The sequence below is a fragment of the Kosakonia sp. genome (genome assembly GCF_032052965.1).
Taxonomy (GTDB): domain Bacteria; phylum Pseudomonadota; class Gammaproteobacteria; order Enterobacterales; family Enterobacteriaceae; genus Kosakonia.
Map to the genome: position 1 here is coordinate 56610 of NZ_DAMBVN010000019.1, position 19951 is coordinate 76560.

General features: G+C 54.5%; 18 protein-coding genes. 10 read left to right on the forward strand and 8 right to left on the reverse strand.

All coding sequences use genetic code 11. The annotated features are described in order from the left end of the window. Positions 1 to 120 precede the first annotated feature (120 nt). Positions 121 to 813, forward strand: coding sequence for an aspartate/glutamate racemase (locus tag RTX30_RS18890; protein WP_312691701.1), 693 nt, complete (start codon positions 121 to 123; stop codon positions 811 to 813). On the opposite strand, the gene RTX30_RS18895 is transcribed toward RTX30_RS18890, so the two are convergent. After that, positions 810 to 1736 (reverse strand): LysR family transcriptional regulator, encoded by a 927-nt coding sequence (locus RTX30_RS18895; RefSeq protein ID WP_312691702.1) that lies wholly within the window; start codon positions 1734 to 1736, stop codon positions 810 to 812. The genes RTX30_RS18890 and RTX30_RS18895 overlap by 4 nt on opposite strands. 121 nt (positions 1737 to 1857) lie before the next feature. On the opposite strand from RTX30_RS18895, the gene lysA reads away from it, so the two are divergent. Beyond that, complete coding sequence (gene lysA / locus RTX30_RS18900; protein ID WP_312691703.1) at positions 1858 to 3120, forward strand: diaminopimelate decarboxylase; 1263 nt, start codon at positions 1858 to 1860, stop codon at positions 3118 to 3120. Here the strand turns inward: lysA and RTX30_RS18905 are convergent. Next, entirely contained in the window at positions 3117 to 4130 is a 1014-nt protein-coding gene (locus RTX30_RS18905; protein WP_312691704.1) for a LacI family DNA-binding transcriptional regulator, read from the reverse strand. The two genes, lysA and RTX30_RS18905, sit on opposite strands and share 4 nt — an antisense overlap. Before the next feature lie 232 nt (positions 4131 to 4362). Here RTX30_RS18905 and RTX30_RS18910 point away from each other — a divergent pair, with 232 nt between their 5' ends. The 4 genes from RTX30_RS18910 to RTX30_RS18925 are packed head-to-tail and all read left to right on the forward strand — an operon-like array spanning position 4363 to position 8377. Next, the gene (locus tag RTX30_RS18910) at positions 4363 to 5691 is read left to right on the forward strand and encodes a PTS transporter subunit EIIC (RefSeq protein WP_312691705.1); all 1329 of its coding nucleotides are present in this window, start codon (positions 4363 to 4365) and stop codon (positions 5689 to 5691) included. A 7-nt stretch (positions 5692 to 5698) separates the two neighbouring features. Continuing rightward, positions 5699 to 7126, forward strand: a complete 1428-nt coding sequence (locus tag RTX30_RS18915; RefSeq protein ID WP_312691706.1) for a glycoside hydrolase family 1 protein — start codon at positions 5699 to 5701, stop codon at positions 7124 to 7126. A gap of 31 nt (positions 7127 to 7157) precedes the next feature. After that, the gene (locus RTX30_RS18920) at positions 7158 to 7931 is read left to right on the forward strand and encodes a GntR family transcriptional regulator (RefSeq protein ID WP_312691707.1); all 774 of its coding nucleotides are present in this window, start codon (positions 7158 to 7160) and stop codon (positions 7929 to 7931) included. Then, complete coding sequence (locus RTX30_RS18925) at positions 7928 to 8377, forward strand: GNAT family N-acetyltransferase (protein WP_312691708.1); 450 nt, start codon at positions 7928 to 7930, stop codon at positions 8375 to 8377. The genes RTX30_RS18920 and RTX30_RS18925 overlap by 4 nt, the downstream gene beginning before the upstream one ends. Positions 8378 to 8438: 61 nt before the next feature. On the opposite strand, the gene galR is transcribed toward RTX30_RS18925, so the two are convergent. Next, positions 8439 to 9446 (reverse strand): HTH-type transcriptional regulator GalR, encoded by a 1008-nt coding sequence (gene galR, locus RTX30_RS18930; protein WP_312691709.1) that lies wholly within the window; start codon positions 9444 to 9446, stop codon positions 8439 to 8441. Positions 9447 to 10056: 610 nt separating this feature from the next. On the opposite strand from galR, the gene aas reads away from it, so the two are divergent. Further along, positions 10057 to 12216, forward strand: coding sequence for a bifunctional acyl-ACP--phospholipid O-acyltransferase/long-chain-fatty-acid--ACP ligase (gene aas, locus RTX30_RS18935; RefSeq protein WP_312691710.1), 2160 nt, complete (start codon positions 10057 to 10059; stop codon positions 12214 to 12216). Beyond that, positions 12209 to 13402 (forward strand): lysophospholipid transporter LplT, encoded by a 1194-nt coding sequence (gene lplT / locus RTX30_RS18940; protein ID WP_312691711.1) that lies wholly within the window; start codon positions 12209 to 12211, stop codon positions 13400 to 13402. Before aas ends, lplT begins: the two co-directional genes overlap by 8 nt. A 3-nt stretch (positions 13403 to 13405) precedes the next feature. Here the strand turns inward: lplT and RTX30_RS18945 are convergent, their stop codons facing one another. The 5 genes from RTX30_RS18945 to RTX30_RS18965 all read right to left on the reverse strand — a co-directional run bounded on the left by RTX30_RS18945 (position 13406) and on the right by RTX30_RS18965 (position 16643). Then, positions 13406 to 14446 (reverse strand): NADP(H)-dependent aldo-keto reductase, encoded by a 1041-nt coding sequence (locus RTX30_RS18945; protein ID WP_312691712.1) that lies wholly within the window; start codon positions 14444 to 14446, stop codon positions 13406 to 13408. 129 nt (positions 14447 to 14575) lie between these two features. Further along, a complete protein-coding gene (locus RTX30_RS18950; RefSeq protein ID WP_312691713.1) occupies positions 14576 to 14794 on the reverse strand; it encodes a YgdI/YgdR family lipoprotein in 219 nt (72 codons plus the stop codon). A 144-nt stretch (positions 14795 to 14938) separates the two neighbouring features. Next, the gene (locus RTX30_RS18955; protein ID WP_020455057.1) at positions 14939 to 15652 is read right to left on the reverse strand and encodes a TerC family protein; all 714 of its coding nucleotides are present in this window, start codon (positions 15650 to 15652) and stop codon (positions 14939 to 14941) included. A gap of 66 nt (positions 15653 to 15718) precedes the next feature. After that, positions 15719 to 16414, reverse strand: a complete 696-nt coding sequence (gene mutH, locus RTX30_RS18960; protein ID WP_312691714.1) for a DNA mismatch repair endonuclease MutH — start codon at positions 16412 to 16414, stop codon at positions 15719 to 15721. A 109-nt stretch (positions 16415 to 16523) separates the two neighbouring features. Next, positions 16524 to 16643, reverse strand: a complete 120-nt coding sequence (locus RTX30_RS18965) for a hypothetical protein (protein WP_312691715.1) — start codon at positions 16641 to 16643, stop codon at positions 16524 to 16526. Between the two features lie 452 nt (positions 16644 to 17095). On the opposite strand from RTX30_RS18965, the gene rppH reads away from it, so the two are divergent. Together rppH and ptsP are read left to right on the forward strand one after the other, a co-directional pair. Next, positions 17096 to 17626 carry an RNA pyrophosphohydrolase gene (gene rppH, locus RTX30_RS18970; protein ID WP_312691716.1) on the forward strand — a complete coding sequence of 177 codons (531 nt, stop codon included), beginning with the start codon at positions 17096 to 17098 and terminating at the stop codon, positions 17624 to 17626. A 12-nt stretch (positions 17627 to 17638) separates the two neighbouring features. Beyond that, positions 17639 to 19885: a phosphoenolpyruvate--protein phosphotransferase gene (ptsP, locus tag RTX30_RS18975; RefSeq protein WP_312691717.1), complete on the forward strand. Its 2247-nt coding sequence runs from the start codon at positions 17639 to 17641 to the stop codon at positions 19883 to 19885. The last annotated feature ends 66 nt before the right edge of the window (positions 19886 to 19951 follow it).

A 19951-nucleotide genomic window follows, 5' to 3' on the forward strand; every position in this document is an offset into this window, starting at 1 on the left:
ATGAAACAACGTTTCAAATAATTTATCTCAGGCTCGCGTAAAAATAAATGGCAGGCCAGAGAAGTTGAAAGCTGATCACAACTTTGATTGACTGGGTGCAAAACCCGACGGAGAGACACGATGAAAACAATAGGATTGCTGGGCGGCATGAGCTGGGAATCGACCGTTCCCTACTATCGCCTGATCAATGAGGGCGTCAAAGCGCGCCTGGGTGGCTTACACTCCGCCAGTTTGCTGTTGCACAGCGTGGATTTCCACGAGATTGAGACTTGCCAGGCCACGGCGCAGTGGCATAAAGCGGGTGAAATTCTTGCCCAGGCGGCGGCAGGCCTTGAGCAGGCAGGCGCGCAGGCGATCGTGTTGTGCACCAACACCATGCACAAAGTCGCGGGGCAAATCGAGGAACGCTGCCATATTCCTTTTCTTCATATTGCCGATGCCACGGGACGGGCGATTGAAAACGCCGGGCTGCACAATGTCGCCCTGCTGGGCACGCGTTACACCATGGAGCAGGATTTCTATCGCGGGCGTCTGGAAAAACAGTTCGGCATCAAAACGTGCGTGCCAGGCCCGGAAGATCGCGAGCGCGTCAATGAGATCATCTTCGATGAGCTGTGCCTTGGCACTTTTACCGACGAGTCGCGCTATTACTTTTTGAATCTGATCAAACAGATGGCCGCAGAAGGCGCGGATGGGGTGATTTTTGGCTGCACCGAAATTGGCCTGCTTTTGCCGGAGACACACTGCCCGATTAAGGTCTTTGACACGGCGGCACTGCATGCTGCCGATGCGGTCAACTTTATGCTCTCTTAACGTGCGGTGAGCATGGCAGCCAACGGCTGAGCGATCAGCGGCATGGCTGCCTGCAAATGGCGGGTAAAAGCCTCGACCAGTGCCGATGCCGGGCGATGCAGCGGGCGGATGAGGCTGACGGTAAACGGCACATCAATGCTGAACCGCCGCACTGCCACGCCGCTGGCGGCATAATCCAGCGCGGTTAACGGGTTCACCACGGAAATACCTACGCCAGCACGCACCATCGCACAGACCGAGGCGGCACTGTGCGTTTCCAGCACCATACGGCGCTTCACCTGATGTTCGCTAAACAGCTGATCCAGCAGCTGCCGGTAGCTGTCAGTACGCGACAGACTGATGTAATTCTCACCCTGGAAATCCGCCGGTGTCAGCACGCTTTTGCGCGCCAGCGGGTGTTCCTGCGGCATGACGCAGACTTCATTACAGGTTAACAGCGGGGTGCGTTCCGTCCCGGCGGGGGTGCTCAATGTTTCCGTTAGCCCCAGATCGTGACGCTGGGCTGAAAGCCACTCCTCCAGCAGCGGTGACTCCTGCGGCACAATATTGAGGCTCACGTCCGGGTAGCGGGCGAGGAACGGCTGTAACAGCAGCGGTAGAAATGACTGCGAGAAAACCGGTAAGCAGGCAACGGATAATTCCCCCTGACGAAATTCGCGCAGGCTTTCCGCTGCGCTGATAATTCTGTCCAGCCCGTACCAGGAGCGTTGGACTTCTTCAAACAACCGTAACCCCTGCACGGTAGGCTGCAGGCGGCCGCGTGTCCGCTCAAACAGCGTTAACCCCAGCACTTTTTCAAAGCGCGCCAGTTCTCGGCTGACGGTGGGCTGCGAGGTATGCAACAGTGCGGCGGCTTCAGTCAGGTTGCCGGTGGTCATCACCGCATGAAAAATTTCGATATGGCGCAGGTTCACAGCAGGCATGGCAGGCATCCGTTTTGCGGGGTTATCCATATCATTTTTGCATAGAGTAGAGATAAAACGATATTTTTTATTCTCTTCGCGCTATGGCGTAATGGTCAAAAATGATCACCGGAGCCAGACCATGCCACGCTCGTTACACCAGACTGAAACCGACCTGAATGCCGCTAACCTGCTGAAACTTCCTGCTGAATTTGGCTGCCCGGTATGGGTATATGACGCGCAAATCATTCGCGGGCAAATTGCCAAACTGCGCGACTTTGATGTGGTGCGTTTCGCGCAGAAAGCCTGTTCTAATATTCATATTCTGCGCCTGATGCGTGAGCAGGGCGTAAAAGTTGATTCCGTGTCGCTGGGCGAGATCGAGCGTGCGCTGGCGGCGGGTTACGATCCGCAAACGCACCCGGACGATGTCGTCTTTACCGCCGATGTGATCGATGAGGCGACGCTGGCCCGCGTTACGGAACTGGGCATTGCGGTTAACGCCGGTTCGGTGGATATGCTGGAACAGCTAGGCGCGGTTTCGCCGGGCCACCGCGTCTGGTTGCGAGTTAACCCCGGTTTTGGTCATGGTCACAGCCAGAAAACCAACACCGGCGGCGAAAATAGCAAACACGGGATCTGGCACAGCGACATGGGCGCTGCGCTGGCAGTAATGCAGCGCTATCAGCTGAAACTGGCGGGCATTCATATGCATATCGGTTCCGGTGTTGACTACGCGCATCTGGAGCAGGTGTGTGGCGCGATGGTACAGCTGGTGGTGGAGTTTGGTCAGGATCTTCCTGCTATTTCCGCAGGCGGCGGCTTGTCCATTCCTTACCATGAAGGGGATGCGCAGGTTGATACGGCGCACTATTACGGTTTGTGGAATGCTGCCCGCGAGCAGATTGCCCGCCATCTTGGGCACGCGGTGAAACTGGAGATCGAACCGGGGCGCTTCCTGGTGGCGGAGTCCGGTGTGCTGGTGTCACAAGTGCGCAGCGTAAAGAACATGGGCAGCCGTCATTTCGTATTGATCGACGCCGGTTTTAACGATCTGATGCGCCCGGCAATGTACGGTAGCTATCACCATATTACCGCGCTGGCGCGCGATGGTCGCGACCTGCAAAATGCGCCACTGATCGAGACGGTAGTCGCCGGGCCGTTGTGTGAATCGGGTGATGTTTTTACACAGTTAGAGGGCGGCAAAGTGGAAACCCGCGCGCTCCCTGCGGTGGCGCCGGGCGACTACCTGGTATTGCATGATACGGGCGCGTACGGCGCTTCGATGTCGTCTAACTACAATAGCCGACCGCTACTGCCGGAAGTGCTGTTTGATAACGGTGTGGCACGGCTGATTCGCCGCCGTCAGACCATTGAAGAGCTGCTCGCACTGGAGCTGGGTTAAGCCTTCTGATACGGTCCCGCTGCCACCGACTCGCGTAAGACCAGCGTGCCGGTAAACGGCGGGATTGCCGCTGTTTCTTCGTTGTTTGCCGCTTTAATCGCCTGATCAATGGCGGTGGTGATCATGGTGTCGATGGGCAGATAAACCGTCGACAGCGCTGGCTCCAGCCAGCGGGCACCGGGCGCGTCATCAAAGCCGAACAGCGAGATCTCCTGCGGAATAGTCAACCCCGCCTGGCGGATAGCTTTGGATGCGCCGAGCGCCATGTCGTCATTACAGGTGAACAGGGCGCTGATCTTCACCCCCTCTTGTAACATCTCCCGACAGAGTTCAAAGCCGCGTGTCATGGTGGCGTCGCCATACTTCACTTTGGCCGGATCCCAGCGAATGCCGTGTTTTTCCAGAGCCTTACGATAGCCCATTAGCCGTGATTTCCCGGTTGGCGTGTGGATAGGCACAGTAATGCAGCCAATATCCCGGTGGCCCTGGCTTATCAGATAATCCACGGCCTGAAAGGCAGCATCCTGCTGCTCGAAGAAGACACATTTGTCGTGCGCCTGCGCCACTTCACGGTTTATAACAATCAGCGGCATGGGCACGCTGTCGATCAGCCGCAGAATCGCTTTTTCGCGCATAAATCGGGTGTAGAGAATAATGGCGTCGCAGCGGCGGTCGGCCAGCATCTGCACCGCCAGCTCTTCCCGCTCCGGCGTATCGTGCCCGTCGGTAACAATCAACTGCTTGCCATGCAGTTCCGCCTGGCGCGACGCCTGTTGTAGCAGACGGCCAAAATAGAAACCATCAAAGCTGGACACCACCAGGCCAATACTGTTGCTGGTGCGGTTTGCCAGGGAGCGCGCAAGGAAATTAGGCCGGTATCCCAGCTCTTCCATTGCTTTAAAAACCTGATTGCGGGTGCTCTCTTTAACCTGCCCCGTATTGTTCAGAACGCGGGAAACCGTGGCTTTTGATACCCCGGCGCGCAGTGAAACGTCCAGCATTGTGACCATGACAAATTCTCGTTTCGCATAATAGCGGCAGTCTACCACACTCGGGAAAAGCCCTGATAAAAGCAAGGTGGTATGCCAATGGAGAAAAAAGCCGCATTTTGGAATACCAGAAACGGCGATGCGAGGCGTGTCACAGAACTTTTTCCCATCAATGACTATTTTTGGTATGCCAAATGGGATTCAGCTGTATCCCGGTTTCGATAATAAAACCCCTTTACTGAGGTGTTAACCCATGGCCCTACAAGAAAAGCTCATCGATTCTCTGGGTAGTTTTGCGACAAAATTCAACAGCTATCGCTATATCATGGCGATCAAATCTTCGTTTATTACTCTGATGCCGGTGATCATCGTCGGCGCGTTTTCCGTTCTGATCTCTAATATGGTGTTAGATCCGAAAAACGGCCTTGCCAGCTTCCAGTCGCTGTCGTTCCTTGCGGCGTTAAAACCCATCACCAGCGCCATTAATTACGCGACGCTGAATTTCCTCAATATTGGCGCGGTGTTTTTAATCGGTATCGAACTCGGGCGCATTAACGGCATTAAGTCCCTGTTTCCCGGGCTGCTGGCGGTAATCTGCTTTATTTGCGTAACCCCTACCACCGTGGAAATGCTGGTAGACGGGCAGATGCATGTGGTGAAAGACGTGCTGCTGCGCCAGTTCTCTGACACCCGCAGTCTGTTTTTAGGGATGTTTATCGCGATCTTATCCGTGGAAATTTACTGCTGGCTGGAAAACCGCGAAGGGCTGAAGATCAAAATGCCGGACACGGTGCCGCCCAATGTTTCAGCCTCGTTTTCGGCGCTGATCCCGGCGATCATCACCACTACCGTGATCGCCACGTTTGGGTTTGTTTTTCAGAAAGTGACCGGCATGTATCTGTATGACGCGGTTTACCAGGTGGTGCAACAGCCGCTGGAGCGCGTGGTGCAAAGCTTGCCTGGCATCCTGCTGCTGATGTTTGTCGCACAGTTGTTTTGGGTCATTGGTATTCATGGTAACCAGATGATCAAACCGATCCGCGAACCGCTACTGCTCGGGGCGATCACCGTAAATATGAGTGCCTTTGAGCAAGGCAAAGAGGTGCCTAACATCATCACCATGCCGTTCTGGGATGTCTATATGAGCATCGGTGGCTCCGGGCTGACTATCGGTTTGCTGATCGCGGTGATGATTGCCACCAAACGCAAAGAGATGAAAGAGATCGCCAAACTCTCGATCGGCCCGGGGATCTTCAACATTAACGAACCGGTGATATTCGGTATGCCGATCATGCTCAACCCGATCCTGGCCATCCCGTTCATTATTACCCCGCTGGTCACGGGATCGATTGGTTACTTTGCTACAGTGACCGGGTTTGCCGGTAAAGCCGTGGTGATGGTGCCGTGGACGACGCCACCGTTGATCAACGCCTGGCTCTCGACCGCAGGTTCAATGGGCGCAGTGGTGACGCAGCTCATTTGCATCATTACCGCCGTTATTATCTATCTGCCGTTTGTGAAAATTGCCTCACGCCGTGCAGAGCAGGCGCAATTGCAGGCCGAAACGGCGTCTAACTCCTGAGGATGCCATGAGCACGAAAACAATCGCTATTCCCCCGTCGTTTATTCTCGGGGCTGCCGCTTCTGCCTGGCAAACTGAAGGCTGGATCGGCAAACGGGAGGGGCAGGACTCCTGGCCAGATCTCTGGTACAAAAACGATCGCCATGTCTGGCACGAAGGCCATGGCCCGGCGGTGGCAACTAACTTTTACCAGCGTTTTCGGGAAGATGTGCAGCTGATGAAGCAGGCGGGGTTGACGCACTACCGCACCTCCATCAACTGGTCGCGCTTTCTGACCGATTATGAGAAGGGCGTGGTAGACGAAACCTACGCCGCCTATTACGACGAACTTTTTGATGAGATGCAGCGCCACGGCATTGTGCCGATGATCTGCCTTGAGCATTACGAACTGCCGGGTTACTTGCTGGAAACGTATGGCGGCTGGGCGTCTAAAAAAGTGGTGGAGCTTTACCTGCTATACGCCAGTAAGGTGTTTGAACGTTTTCATCATAAAGTGACGCGCTGGTTCACTTTTAACGAGCCGATTGTGGTGCAAACCCGCGTTTACCTTGATGCGCTGCGCTGGCCTTACGAGCAGAACACCGGCACATGGATGCAGTGGAATCACCATAAAAACCTGGCGACGGCGAAAGTAGTTAATTTATTCCGCGAAAAGGGCTACGCCGGCACGGTGGGGTGTATTCTGAATCCGGAAGTGACCTACCCTCGTTCCCGCGCGCCGCACGATGTGCAAGCCGCAGAGCGTTACGATCTGTTCTATAACCGCATGTTCCTCGACCCGATGGTGAAAGGCCACTACCCGCCAGAGCTTTTTGCGCTACTGGAAAAACACCAGGTCGCCTGGGATTACAGCGAAGAAGAGCTGGCGATCATCCGTGATAACACCGTGGATGAACTGGGGATTAATCTCTACTATCCGCACCGGGTTAAAGCGCCTTCCCGCGCCTGGCACCCGGAAACGCCTTTCCACCCCGCTTATTATTATGAGCCGTTCGAATTACCTGGGCGGAGAATGAATAAATCCCGTGGCTGGGAGATCCTGCCGTCGATTATTTACGACATGGCCATGCGCATTAAAAATGAGTACGGCAATATTCCGTGGTTTGTGGCGGAAAGCGGAATGGGTGTCGAGAACGAAGGACAATTTCGCAATGCGCAAGGGGTGATTGAAGATGATTACCGCATTGCGTTTATCGCTGAGCATTTGTGGCACACTTTGCGCGCGCGGGAAGCGGGCGCGAACTGTCAGGGCTATATGTTGTGGGCGTTTACCGATAATGTCTCGCCAATGAACGCCTTTAAAAACCGTTACGGGCTGGTGGAGATCGATTTGCACAACAACCGCGACCGCCGGGCGAAAAAGTCGTTGTCGTGGTATCGCAGGTTAAGCGATGACCGTCAGTTGACCCTCACCCTTGATGATGACGTAAAATAGAACGCAATAACTGAAAAGCGCAGGTGATATTGTGGAGAAGGCCGTCGTCCCGCCGGAAAAAAAACAGTACCAGGAGATTGGCGAAGATCTACGTGAGCAGATCATCAACGGGCATTACCCTGTTGGCTCTCGTTTACCGCCGGAGCGCAATATCGCGGAAAAATATGGCGTTAGCCGCACGATTGTGCGCGAAGCCCTACTGATGCTGGAACTGCAAGGCACGGTGGATATTCGCCAGGGGTCGGGCGTGTATGTGATGCGCATACCGCAGGCGCATGAAAACGAGGAGGAGCGTTTTTTAAGTAGCGATGTTGGCCCGTTTGAGATTTTGCAGGCGCGCCAGTTGTTGGAAAGCAATATTGCCGCGTTTGCCGCGAAAATGGCAACCCGGGCGGATATCGACAATCTGCGGCGCATTCTCGAGCAGGAGCAGCGCGCCATCGCTATGAATGACACTTCGCAGGATAACAGCAAGATGTTCCACCTGGTGCTGGCCGGTGCGTCGCAAAACCAGATGTTGCTTGCGACGGTGGAGAGCATCTGGCACCACATGGACAGCAGCCCCCTCTGGCAACAGTTCAATGTGCACATCGCCAGCCGCCCGTACCGCCTGAAATGGCTTGGCGACCGTCAGACGCTACTGGCGGCGCTGCGTCGACGTGATGTGATGGGGGCATGGCAGGCTATGTGGCAGCATCTCGAAAATGTAAAAAAAAGTCTGCTGGAATTGTCCGACGAAGATGCGCCGGATTTTGACGGCTATCTGTTTGAGTCGGTGCCGATCTTTCAGGGAAAACTGATGTGAACATTGTTCCCCTATATGAAGTGCCGCAAATGGCGGAACAAGTCACTGACTGGCTGTGGCGCGAGTTTGGCGATTCGTTGCCGCGCGACTTTTTCGCCAGCATTATTCAGCACAGCCAGACGCCGGGGCAGTTGCCATTGACCTTTGTACTGCTCGACGGGAACGCGCTGCTGGGCACGGTGGGGCTGTGGCGCTGCGATTTGATCAGTCGCCAGGATCTGTTCCCGTGGTTGGCAGCGTTGTATGTCAAAGAGAGTGCGCGTGGTCAGGGGCTGGCCGGGCAGTTGCAGCGCCATGTGATGGCGCAGGCCCGGCTGATGGGCTTCAGCCAGCTGCATCTCTACTCGGCGTGTCGTGATTTTTATGAGCGTTTTGGCTGGAACTATATCGGTGACGCGCTCGATTACCCCGCTACCCGTGTGCACCTTTACCGTATTGCGCTGTGAATTTTGCCGGAGGGGGCCAGCAAAAGCCGGATCGGCGTCAGCACCCCTCCGGCAAAAGGAATTAGCTCTCTTGCGGCGCGATCACTGAATGGCGGCGCACCAGCGTTGGGTTAAACAGGTGAGTAATGTCCGGTAATGGCTGACTGGTCGCCAGCGCCAGTGCTAATTCAGCCGCCTGCGTTGCCATGGTGACTATCGGGTAACGTACTGTTGTCAGGCGCGGGCGGACATAGCGCGACACCAGCACATCGTCGAAACCAATCAGCGAAATCTCGCGTGGGACGTCAATACCGTTATCATTCAACACGCCCATCGCCCCGGCCGCCATTGAGTCGTTATAACAGGCCACTGCGGTAAAATTTTTCCCGCGTCCCAGCAGTTCGGTCATCGCCTGTTCGCCGCCGCTTTCATCCGGCTCGGCAAATGTTACCAGCCGGTCGTTACATGGCAGACCGTTCTCTTTCAGCGCATCGTAATAACCCTGTAACCGGTCTTCGGCATCTGAAATCGCATGGTTTGAACAAAGATAACCAATGCGCGTATGGCCCTGCTGAATCAGGTGGCGTGTCGCCAGCCAGGCACCATAACGGTCATCCAGCGCCACGCAGCGCTGCTCAAAGCCGGGTAAAATGCGATTAATCAGCACCATGCCCGGTATCTGCTTCATGAGTGAAGCAAGATCGTCGTCGGGGATGATTTTGGCATGCACGACCAGCGCCGCGCAGCGATGGCGTATCAACTGCTCAATGGCTTTACGCTCTTTCTCTTCATTATGATAGCCGTTGCCAATCAGCAGAAAATTACCGGTGGCAGAAGCCACCTGTTCGACGGCTTTTACCATCGCGCCAAAAAAAGGATCAGAAACATCACCCACGACCAGGCCGACGCTTTCCGTCGACTGTTGCGCCAGGGCGCGGGCGTTTGCGTTGGGGTGGTAATTTAACGAATCCATTGCTGTTTGCACCGCCTGACGTGAGGCTTCGCTCGCTTTCGGCGAGTCGTTGATCACACGGGAAACTGTCGCGACAGAGACGCCAGCCAGCCGTGCTACATCTTTTATGGTCGCCATGGCGCACCGTCCTTAGAGGTAAGCGTTTACACACTCTGTAGTGTTACGGAAAAGGGAGGGCTAATCAAGGAAGTTGCCCATCAGGAGTATGCAAACGTGAGCTGACGCGGAGGACCGGGTGAAAACGTTACACAGCAAAGTTTTACCGATTAATACAGCTAAAATCTTTCGTTACACTTTGCGAAGGGCTGTTTCGATTGTCCGCTGGTGGGGGCATCGCCCCCGTGACAGAGTAGGGATCCCAGAGGTATTGATAGGTGAACGCAACCCTCAGGGTTGCACACTCGAATTGCACCAACCTGCGCAGATGCGCAGGTTTTTTTTTGCCTGCCGCTGCGTGTAACAGGAATCGAAAATCGACATACCTCGTTTCACTTCGGCTCACTCTCTTGCTTTTTCTCGCTGGCGATGCCCTGCGCCCCACGCCACAATCAAGATCCCAGAGGTATTGATTGGTGATTTATTCTGTACGCTCTTCGTACTTATTGATTGCACCAACCTGCGCGGACGCGCAGGTTTTTTTTTGCCTGCGTTTTCCCTCCTGCGCTTCTCGTGTAATCTGCCACAATTTGAAAATAACGTGCTTAATTGACTGGCAAAAGGAGTTGAAATGCTACTGGGCTTTTTTCGCGGCCTGTTTCGCGTGTTGTTCCGGGTACAACTGACCGGAAAGACGCAGGCACTGCGCGGCGAACGTGTGTTAATCACCCCGAACCATGTCTCATTTATTGATGGCATTCTGCTGGCGTTGTTCCTGCCTGTGCGCCCGGTTTTCGCGGTTTATACCACCATCAGTACCCAGTGGTACATGCGCTGGATCAGTTCAATTATCGATTTTGTTCCGCTGGATCCCACCAAGCCGATGTCGATTAAACATCTGGTGCGACTGGTTGAGCAGGGGCGTCCGGTAGTGATTTTTCCGGAAGGGCGCATTTCGGTTTCCGGCTCGCTGATGAAAATTTATGACGGTGCCGGGTTTGTCGCGGCAAAATCCGGTGCAACAGTGATCCCCGTGCGTATTGACGGTGCCGAACTGACGTTTTTCAGCCGCCTGAAAGGGCTGGTAAAACAGCGGCTGTTCCCGCGTATTACATTGCACATCCTGCCGCCGACAACCTTGCCGATGCCGGATGCCCCGCGTGCCCGCGACAGGCGTAAAATCGCCGGAGAGATGCTGCACCAAATCATGATGGAAGCCCGCATGGCAGTGCGCCCGCGTGAAACGTTGTATGAAGCTTTGCTTTCGGCACAGTATCGCTATGGCGAAAAGAAACCTTGCGTAGAAGACATTAATTTCACGCCGGACAGTTACCGCAAGCTGCTGACCAAGACACTCTTTGTGGCGCGTCTTCTGGACAGATACAGCGCGCAAGGGGAAAAAATCGGCCTGATGCTGCCGAATGCCGGTATCAGCGCTGCGGTGATTTTCGGCGCCATTGCCCGCGGGCGTATTCCGGCGATGATGAACTATACCGCCGGAGTGAAAGGCCTGAGCAGCGCCATTACTGCCGCGCAGATCAAGACCATCTTTACCTCCCGCACTTTTATGGATAAAGGCAAACTCTGGCACCTGCCGGAGCAGTTAACGCAGGTGCGTTGGGTTTATCTGGAAGATCTGAAAGGCGAGGTAAGACTGGCCGATAAACTTTGGATATTCCGCCACTTGCTCATGCCTTTGAAAGCGCAGGTTGCCCAGAAAGCGGAAGACCCGGCGCTGATCCTGTTCACGTCGGGTTCTGAAGGCAACCCGAAAGGGGTGGTGCACAGTCACAAAAGCCTGCTGGCCAACGTCGAGCAAATCAAAACCATCGCCGACTTTACCGCCAATGACCGCTTTATGTCGGCGCTGCCGCTGTTTCATTCGTTCGGTCTTACCGTCGGGTTGTTAACCCCCCTTCTGACCGGGGCCCAGGTGTTTCTTTACCCCAGCCCGCTTCACTACCGGATTGTGCCGGAACTGGTCTACGACCGTAACTGCACCGTACTGTTTGGCACCTCGACATTCCTTGGCAATTACGCGCGCTTCGCAAACCCGTATGACTTTTTCCGCCTGCGTTATGTTGTTGCCGGGGCGGAAAAACTCCAGGAGAGCACGCGCCAGTTATGGCAGGACAAATTTGGGCTGCGCATTCTTGAAGGTTACGGCGTGACCGAATGTGCGCCAGTGGTGTCGATCAACGTGCCAATGGCGGCGAAGCCTGGAACGGTCGGGCGCATTCTGCCGGGTATGGATGCACGCCTGATGGCGGTACCGGGCATTGAAGAGGGCGGCCGGCTGCAATTGAAAGGCCCTAACGTGATGACCGGCTATCTGCGGGTGGAAAACCCCGGCGTGCTGGAAGCGCCCGCAGCGGAGAATATCCACGGCGAGCTGGAGCCAGGCTGGTATGACACCGGCGATATTGTGCGATTTGACGAGCAGGGTTTTGTGCAGATCCAGGGCCGTGCGAAGCGGTTCGCTAAAATTGCCGGCGAGATGATTTCGCTGGAGATTGTAGAGCAGCTAGCGCTGGCTGTGTCGCCGGACAAACTGCACGCGACGGTTGTTAAGAGCGATGCCAGCAAAGGCGAAGCGCTGGTGATGTTTACCACCGATAGCGAACTAACGCGCGATAAGCTGCAGCAGCAGGCACGTGCGCAAGGTGTCCCCGAACTGGCCGTGCCGCGTGATATCCGTTTCCTGAAACAGCTACCGGTGCTCGGCAGCGGTAAGCCCGATTTTGTTACGCTGAAGAGTATGGTCGAAGAGGTCGAGTCTTATCATGCCTGAGTCAGTAAGCACTAACTCCTCGCTGTGGACGCGAGGAATGATGGCGGTGATTGCCGCCCAGTTCCTCTCTGCATTTGGCGATAACGCGTTGTTATTTGCGACGCTGGCGTTATTAAAGGCCGAATTTTACCCCGACTGGAGCCAGCCGGTACTTCAGATGGTGTTTGTGGGCGCTTACATTCTTTTTGCGCCCTTTGTTGGTCAAATTGCCGACAGCTTTGCCAAAGGCCGGGTGATGATGATAGCTAATGGCTTGAAATTACTGGGCGCGGCCAGCATTTGCGTCGGCGTTAACCCGTTTGTTGGTTATCTGTTGGTGGGCATTGGCGCGGCGGCGTACTCGCCGGCCAAATACGGTATTTTGGGTGAAATCACCACCGGCGATAAGCTGGTTAAAGCCAACGGCTTAATGGAATCCTCCACTATTGCGGCGATTTTGTTGGGGTCGGTTGCTGGCGGTGTGCTGGCCGACTGGCATGTGCTGGCATCACTCGCGGTGTGTGCGCTGGTGTATGGCGGCGCGGTGGCGGCAAACGTGATGATCCCGAAATTGCCGGCGGCGCGTCCGGGGCAATCCTGGCGGTTTACGCCGATGACGCACAGTTTTTTTAGCGCCTGTAGAACATTGTGGCGCAACGGTGAAACCCGGTTTTCTTTGGTCGGTACCAGCCTGTTCTGGGGCGCAGGGGTAACGCTGCGCTTCCTGCTGGTGTTGTGGGTGCCGGTGGCGCTGGGGATGACCGATAACGCCACGCCGACCTACCTCAACGCGATGGTGGCGGTGGGGATTGTGGCAGGCGCAGGTCTGGCGGCGAAGCTGGTAACACTGGAAACCGTTGCCCGCTGTATGCCTGCCGGGATCCTGATTGGTGTGGCGGTGGTGTTATTTTCATTACAACACGCATTATTGCCCGCTTATGGCGTGCTGATGCTGATTGGCATGTTGGGTGGTTTTTTTGTTGTGCCGCTGAATGCGCTGCTGCAGGCGATTGGCAAAACCTCGGTGGGTGCAGGCAACGCCATTGCGGTGCAGAATCTGGGTGAAAACACGGCCATGCTGCTGATGCTGGGGCTTTACTCGCTGGCAGTGAAAGTGGGTGTCCCGGTGGTTGGCGTCGGCGTCGGTTTTGGCGCGTTGTTTGCGCTGGCGATTGCGGCGCTGTGGATCTGGCAGCGCCGCCGTTAAGTGTTACGGGGCCGGGTAGGTATAAACCTGGTGTACGGCTTCGATTTCAGCCAGCACCTCTTCACTGAGATCCAGATGCAGGCTTTCCACATTAGTTTTTAACTGTTCCATCGTTGTCGCACCCAGCAGGGTGCTGGCAACGAAGGGCTGACGACGCACGAACGCTAATGCCATTTGCGCCGGATCCAGGTTATGCCGTTTGGCAATCTCCACATAAGCCGCCACCGCTTTTTGCGCCTGCTCGCCGCTGTAGCGTGTAAAACGACTGAACAGCGTATTGCGCGCGCCGGCCGGTTTTGCGCCATTAAGGTACTTGCCGGTCAGCGTGCCGAACGCAAGGCATGAATAAGCCAGCAATTCTACGCCTTCATACTGGCTTACTTCCGCCAGCCCGACCTCATAGCTGCGGTTTAGCAGGCTGTAAGGGTTCTGGATGGTAACTATGCGCGGCAGTTCGTGTTTTTCCGCCAGATGCAAATAGCGCATCACGCCGAATGCGGTCTCGTTTGATACGCCGATATAGCGGATCTTCCCGGCGCGTTGAAACTCGGTCAGTGCTTCCAGCGTTTCCAGCAGCGTGACGACCGGTGCGCTGTCAACCCAACTGTAACCCAGTTTGCCGAAGCAGTTAGTTGGGCGTTGCGGCCAGTGCACCTGGTAGAGATCGAGGTAATCCGTTTGCAGGCGTCGCAGGCTATCGTCCAGCGCGTTACGGATATTTTTACGATCCAGCGCCTGGTTCGGGCGGATTGCATTGTCGTTATTGCGGCTCGGGCCGCTCACTTTCGAGGCGATAACCAGTTTTTCGCGGTTGGCGCGTTTCGCCAGCCAGTTGCCTACATAGGTTTCCGTCAGACCTTGTGTTTCGGGACGCGGCGGCACAGGGTACATCTCCGCCACATCAATCAGGTTAATGCCCTGGCTTACGGCATAATCGAGCTGTGCGTGGGCGTCGGCTTCGCTGTTTTGTTCACCAAACGTCATTGTGCCCAGCCCCAGGGTGCTTATCTCAAGCGAACTGTGGGGGATACGGTGATAATGCATAGCCGGCTTCCTCAATAAAGCAGCGTCAGTGGTTCTGACAAAGGAATATAAACATGGCAGAGGGGCGGAAAAAGGGAAAGCAGAAAATCAAAAAAAGGCCAGCAGGTCACTGACCTTTATAGGAATTTGTTAGCGCTCAATAATCTGGGATACATCATCACGGTTAATCTGCATTTTATTGCCTTGCTGATCGCGGTAGCTAACCAGCCCGGTATCATCGTCAATTTCCGGTTTACCTTGCGTCAGGATCATCCTGCCGTCTTTTGTCGCCATGACATAATCGCTGCTGCATCCTGCCACTGCAAAAGCCAGTCCCACTGCGGAAATCAGTACTGCCCATTTTTTCATCGCTCTTATCCTCTCACGACTGCGTCTTACACAAGTTTAGTAATAACGCGCGATCCGGTAATGAAAAAGCGGGATTATCTGAAAATATTTGTTTAGGGAAGAGAAACAGCGAGGCAAGCTTCCCCCGCAGGGGAAGCTCCGGACTTACAGCGGGTTTTTCTTGTTACGCATCAGGTTGAGCGTTTCGACGGCGATAGAGAAGAACATCGCGAAGTAGATGTAGCCCTTCGGCACGTGGATAGAGACGCTTTCCAGGATCAACGTAAACCCGACCAGGATCAGGAATGACAGCGCCAGCATTTTTACTGACGGATGGCGATCGACGAACTCGCCAATGGGCCGTGCGGCAAACATCATCACACCAACAGCAATCACCACGGCGGCCATCATAATAAACAGGTGATCCGACAAACCGACGGCGGTGATCACCGAATCGAGACTGAAAATAATGTCCAGCAGCATGATCTGCACAATAGCGCCAAAAAACGAATGCACATTGGTCTTCAGCCCCTCTTCTTCACCTTCGATCGATTCGTGGATCTCTTTGCTCGCCTTCCAGATCAGGAACAAGCCGCCTAAGAACAGGATCAGATCGCGGGCCGAAACGCTATGGTCAAATACGCTAAACAGCGGGTGTGTCAGACGCGTGACCCAGGCAATAGACGCCAGCAACAGCAGGCGCATGATCATTGCAGCGGCAAGCCCCAGTCTGCGAGCGTGATTGCGCTGCGCGGTTGGAAGTTTTGCCACAACCAGAGAGAGAAAAATAATGTTGTCGATGCCCAGCACGATCTCCAGCAGCGTCAGTGTTCCGAGCGCAAGCCAGGCGTTGGGATCGGTTATCCATGCAAATAACATTTAAATAAAGTCCTGCCAAAATAAAGAAGCGCTAATTATAAGCACGGGCGCCACTATGGCAAAAATTTAATAGCCGGATAATAAAAAGTGGCGTGCAAGCAGGGCTCGGGTGAAGTTTTTTTTCAAATAAAAACCGCGCGGCAAAGTGAGGATCGGTTCACCGTGTTCACCGATCGCTTCAGTAAGCGCTTTGCTGTTGGCGGCTTTTGGTCGCAGTTGCAGAACCTCACCGTGGCGGGCGGTAATCGTTGTTACTTTGCCCAGTACAATCAGATCCATCAATTCTTCCCAATCCAGCCGCAACTGCTGCTCTTCTTCCTCGTTGGGACTCCACAACAGCGGCGATCCGACCCTGCGTTCGGCAACAGGGATCTCTCGTGAACCTTCAATAGGGATCCATAGCACGCGCTTGAGCTTATGACGGACGTGACTGGTTTCCCACACCACGCCGCTGTTGCCGGTTAACGGCGCCACGCAAACAAAGGTGGTTTCCAGCGGACGGCCCTGACTATCCACAGGGATCGTTTTCAATTCCACGCCCAGCGCGGCAAAGTCCTGTTCAGGTTTACTGCCAGCGCTGGCACCTAACCACAGTTCCAGTAGTACACCCGTCCAGCCTTTATCACGCTTCAAATCTCGTGGGACGGGCAAGCCTGCTTTGGCTGCCAGTTCACCCAATGTGTAACCTGCCAGCTGCTGCGCCTGGGCAAGCAGCAGTGCTTCAGAATCCGGAGGCGTGAGAAGGGGAGATAAAGCAGACATGCCAGAACCCTTTTGGTTAAAAAACGAACGGCTGTTTTGCACCGCAGTGGGTCAGTTTACCTTTTTCTGGATTAGATAAACAATGCCATGATTTATAAGATAATTTATTTCATTGATTTGTGTGTTGCGCAACACTGTGATCGGTTTTCCAAATCTGGTCACTGACAATAAACAGGATCTTACACCATGTTATCCACAGAAAAGTGGGATAACTGGGGAAAAGCAGCACTACTGTTTCGATTTACAGCCTTGACGTGCGACGAAAATCGAATTTCTGCACAAAATGTGCCTAACTTATTGGCATAATCTGTGGATAAAAACGGCTCTGTTCGATCTTTCATCAACGCCAGGATCCTTAGGGTGATGATCGTCACATTATGCCTTGAAAAAAGGTTAACAACCTATTTAACTTTATGAATTGAAAAAGCTTATTTTTAAAGGCGAAAATGGGTATATTCAGACTGTTCCGGGTTTTCCCTGGGTAATTCCATACTTTTTCACAACTCTATCCACAGAAAAGGTGAATAAAAACGGTGAAAAGCGACGTTTGCTGTTTATAACTCGGGCGATAACTGTGAGTTATTCAATTGTTATCCGTTAGTATCGCTGTAATAGAGTGGTTTACCGTTATCCGGGAGTATGAAACAATCGCTTCATTCAGGTTTATTTTGAGGTAGTCCGGTGATTGATGACGATGGCTACCGCCCAAATGTGGGAATCGTAATCTGTAATCGACAGGGTCAGGTCATGTGGGCCAGGCGCTTTGGGCAGCACTCATGGCAGTTTCCCCAAGGGGGAATCAATCCTGGGGAATCCCCGGAGCAGGCAATGTACCGGGAACTGTTCGAGGAAGTGGGCTTAAGTCGTAAAGATGTTCGTATCCTTGCTTCTACCCGTAACTGGTTGCGTTACAAGTTACCGAAACGTTTGGTGCGTTGGGACACAAAGCCGGTGTGTATCGGCCAGAAACAAAAGTGGTTTCTTCTGCAATTGGTCGGCAACGATGCTGACATAAATATGCAAACCAGTAGTACACCTGAGTTTGATGGCTGGCGTTGGGTAAGCTACTGGTATCCTGTTCGCCAGGTAGTCTCGTTTAAGCGCGATGTCTACCGGCGGGTGATGAAAGAATTCGCGAGCGCGGTAATGTTGCTTCAGGAAACGCCTCCTAAGCCGCAGAATGCGCCCGCATGGCGACGTAAACGAGGTTAAGCCACCCACATCATGCTCACCCGACTGCGAGAAATAGTTGAGAAAGTCGCCAGCGCGCCACGCCTTAACGAAGCGCTGGAAATTTTGGTTACCGACGTTTGCCTGGCGATGGAAACCGAAGTGTGCTCGGTCTATCTCGCAGATCACGACAGGCGTTGCTATTACCTGATGGCGACGCGCGGTTTGAAAAAACCGCGCGGCCGCACCGTCACACTCGCATTCGATCAGGGGATCGTTGGTCTGGTTGGCAGACTGGCAGAACCCATCAACCTCGCCGATGCGCAGAAACACCCCAGCTTTAAATACATCCCCTCTGTAAAAGAAGAGCGTTTTCGCGCTTTTCTCGGCGTGCCGATCATCCAGCGTCGCCAGTTGCTTGGCGTGCTGGTGGTACAGCAGCGTGAACTACGCCAGTACGACGAGAGCGAAGAGTCTTTTCTGGTTACGCTCGCGACACAAATGGCGGCTATCCTCTCGCAATCGCAATTAAACGCGCTGTTTGGTCAATACCGGCAGACGCGTATTCGCGCACTGCCTGCTTCGCCGGGTGTGGCTATCGCAGAAGGCTGGATGGACGAAACCCTTCCGCTGATGGAACAGGTTTACCCGGCATCGACGCTGGATACCTCCCTCGAACGCGAACGGCTGACGACGGCGCTGGAAGAAGCCGCCAATGAATTCCGCCGCTACAGCAAACGCTTCGCCGCCGGTGCGCAGAAAGAGACGGCGGCCATTTTCGATCTTTACTCGCACCTGCTTTCTGATGCGCGCCTGCGCCGCGAACTCTTTGAAGAAGTCGACAGAGGCGTCGTCGCCGAATGGGCGGTAAAAACCGTTATTGAAAGCTTCGCCGAACAATTTGCTGCCCTGAATGATGGTTATCTGAAAGAGCGAGCCGGCGATTTACGCACGCTGGGCCAACGTCTGTTGTTCCACCTTGATGACTCGATTTCGGGGCCAAACAGCTGGCCGGAACGCTTTGTGCTGGTGGCAGATGAGCTCTCGGCCACCACACTCGCAGAGTTACCGCACGATCGACTGGCTGGCGTAGTCGTGCGCGACGGCGCATCGAACTCGCACGCGGCAATTATGGTACGGGCGCTTGGCATTCCTACGGTGATGGGGGCTGATATCCAGCCTGCAGTGTTACAACGCCGGACGCTGGTAGTAGACGGTTATCGTGGTGAGTTGTTGGTGGATCCGGAACCGGTCTTGCTGCAGGAATACCAGCGGCTGATCACCGAAGAAAACGCCTTAAGCCGCCTTGCTGAAGATGATGTTAACCTGCCCGCGCAGCTTAAAAGCGGTGAAAGAATCAAAGTCATGCTCAACGCGGGTTTAAGCCCGGAGCATGAAGAAAAGCTGGGTAGCCGTATCGATGGCATCGGTCTGTACCGCACCGAAATCCCTTTTATGTTGCAAAGCGGGTTCCCTTCTGAAGAGGAGCAGGTGGCGCAATATCAGGGAATGATGCAGATGTTCAACGATAAACCGGTGACGTTGCGAACGCTGGATATTGGCGCTGACAAGCAGCTGCCCTATATGCCCATCAGCGAAGAGAACCCTTGCCTTGGCTGGCGTGGTATTCGTATTACGCTCGACCAGCCGGAGATCTTTTTGGTACAGGTACGAGCCATGCTGCGCGCCAATGCGGCAACCGGTAATCTCAGTATCTTGCTGCCGATGATCACCAGTATTGATGAAGTGGACGAAGCGCGGCGTTTAATTGAGCGCGCCGGGCGTGAAGTGGAGGAGATGATCGGTTATGCGATCCCGAAGCCGCGCATTGGCGTCATGCTTGAAGTCCCGTCAATGGTATTTATGCTGTCGCATCTGGCGACGCGGGTCGATTTTATCTCCATAGGTACTAACGATCTGACGCAGTACATCCTGGCAGTGGATCGCAACAACACCCGCGTGGCCAGTATGTACGACAGTCTGCATCCCGCCGTGTTGCGTGCGCTGGCAATGGTGACAGAGGAAGCGGAGCGACTCGGCATTGATCTTCGTCTCTGTGGCGAAATGGCGGGCGATCCGATGTGTGTTGCCGTACTGATTGGCCTTGGCTACCGGCACTTATCCATGAATGGACGATCCGTGGCACGTATCAAATACCTGTTACGGCGCATTGATTACGAAGAGGCGCAGACGCTGGCGCGACGTGCGCTGGATGCGCAGCTGGCAACAGAAGTGCGCCACCAGATCGCCGCCTTTATGGAGCGCCGAGGGCTCGGCGGGTTGATCCGCGGCGGAATTTAAGTCTCAGGTTGCTCATAGCGCGCTGATCGCATCAGCATCAGCGCCAGTCCGGGAACAACGCGCCGC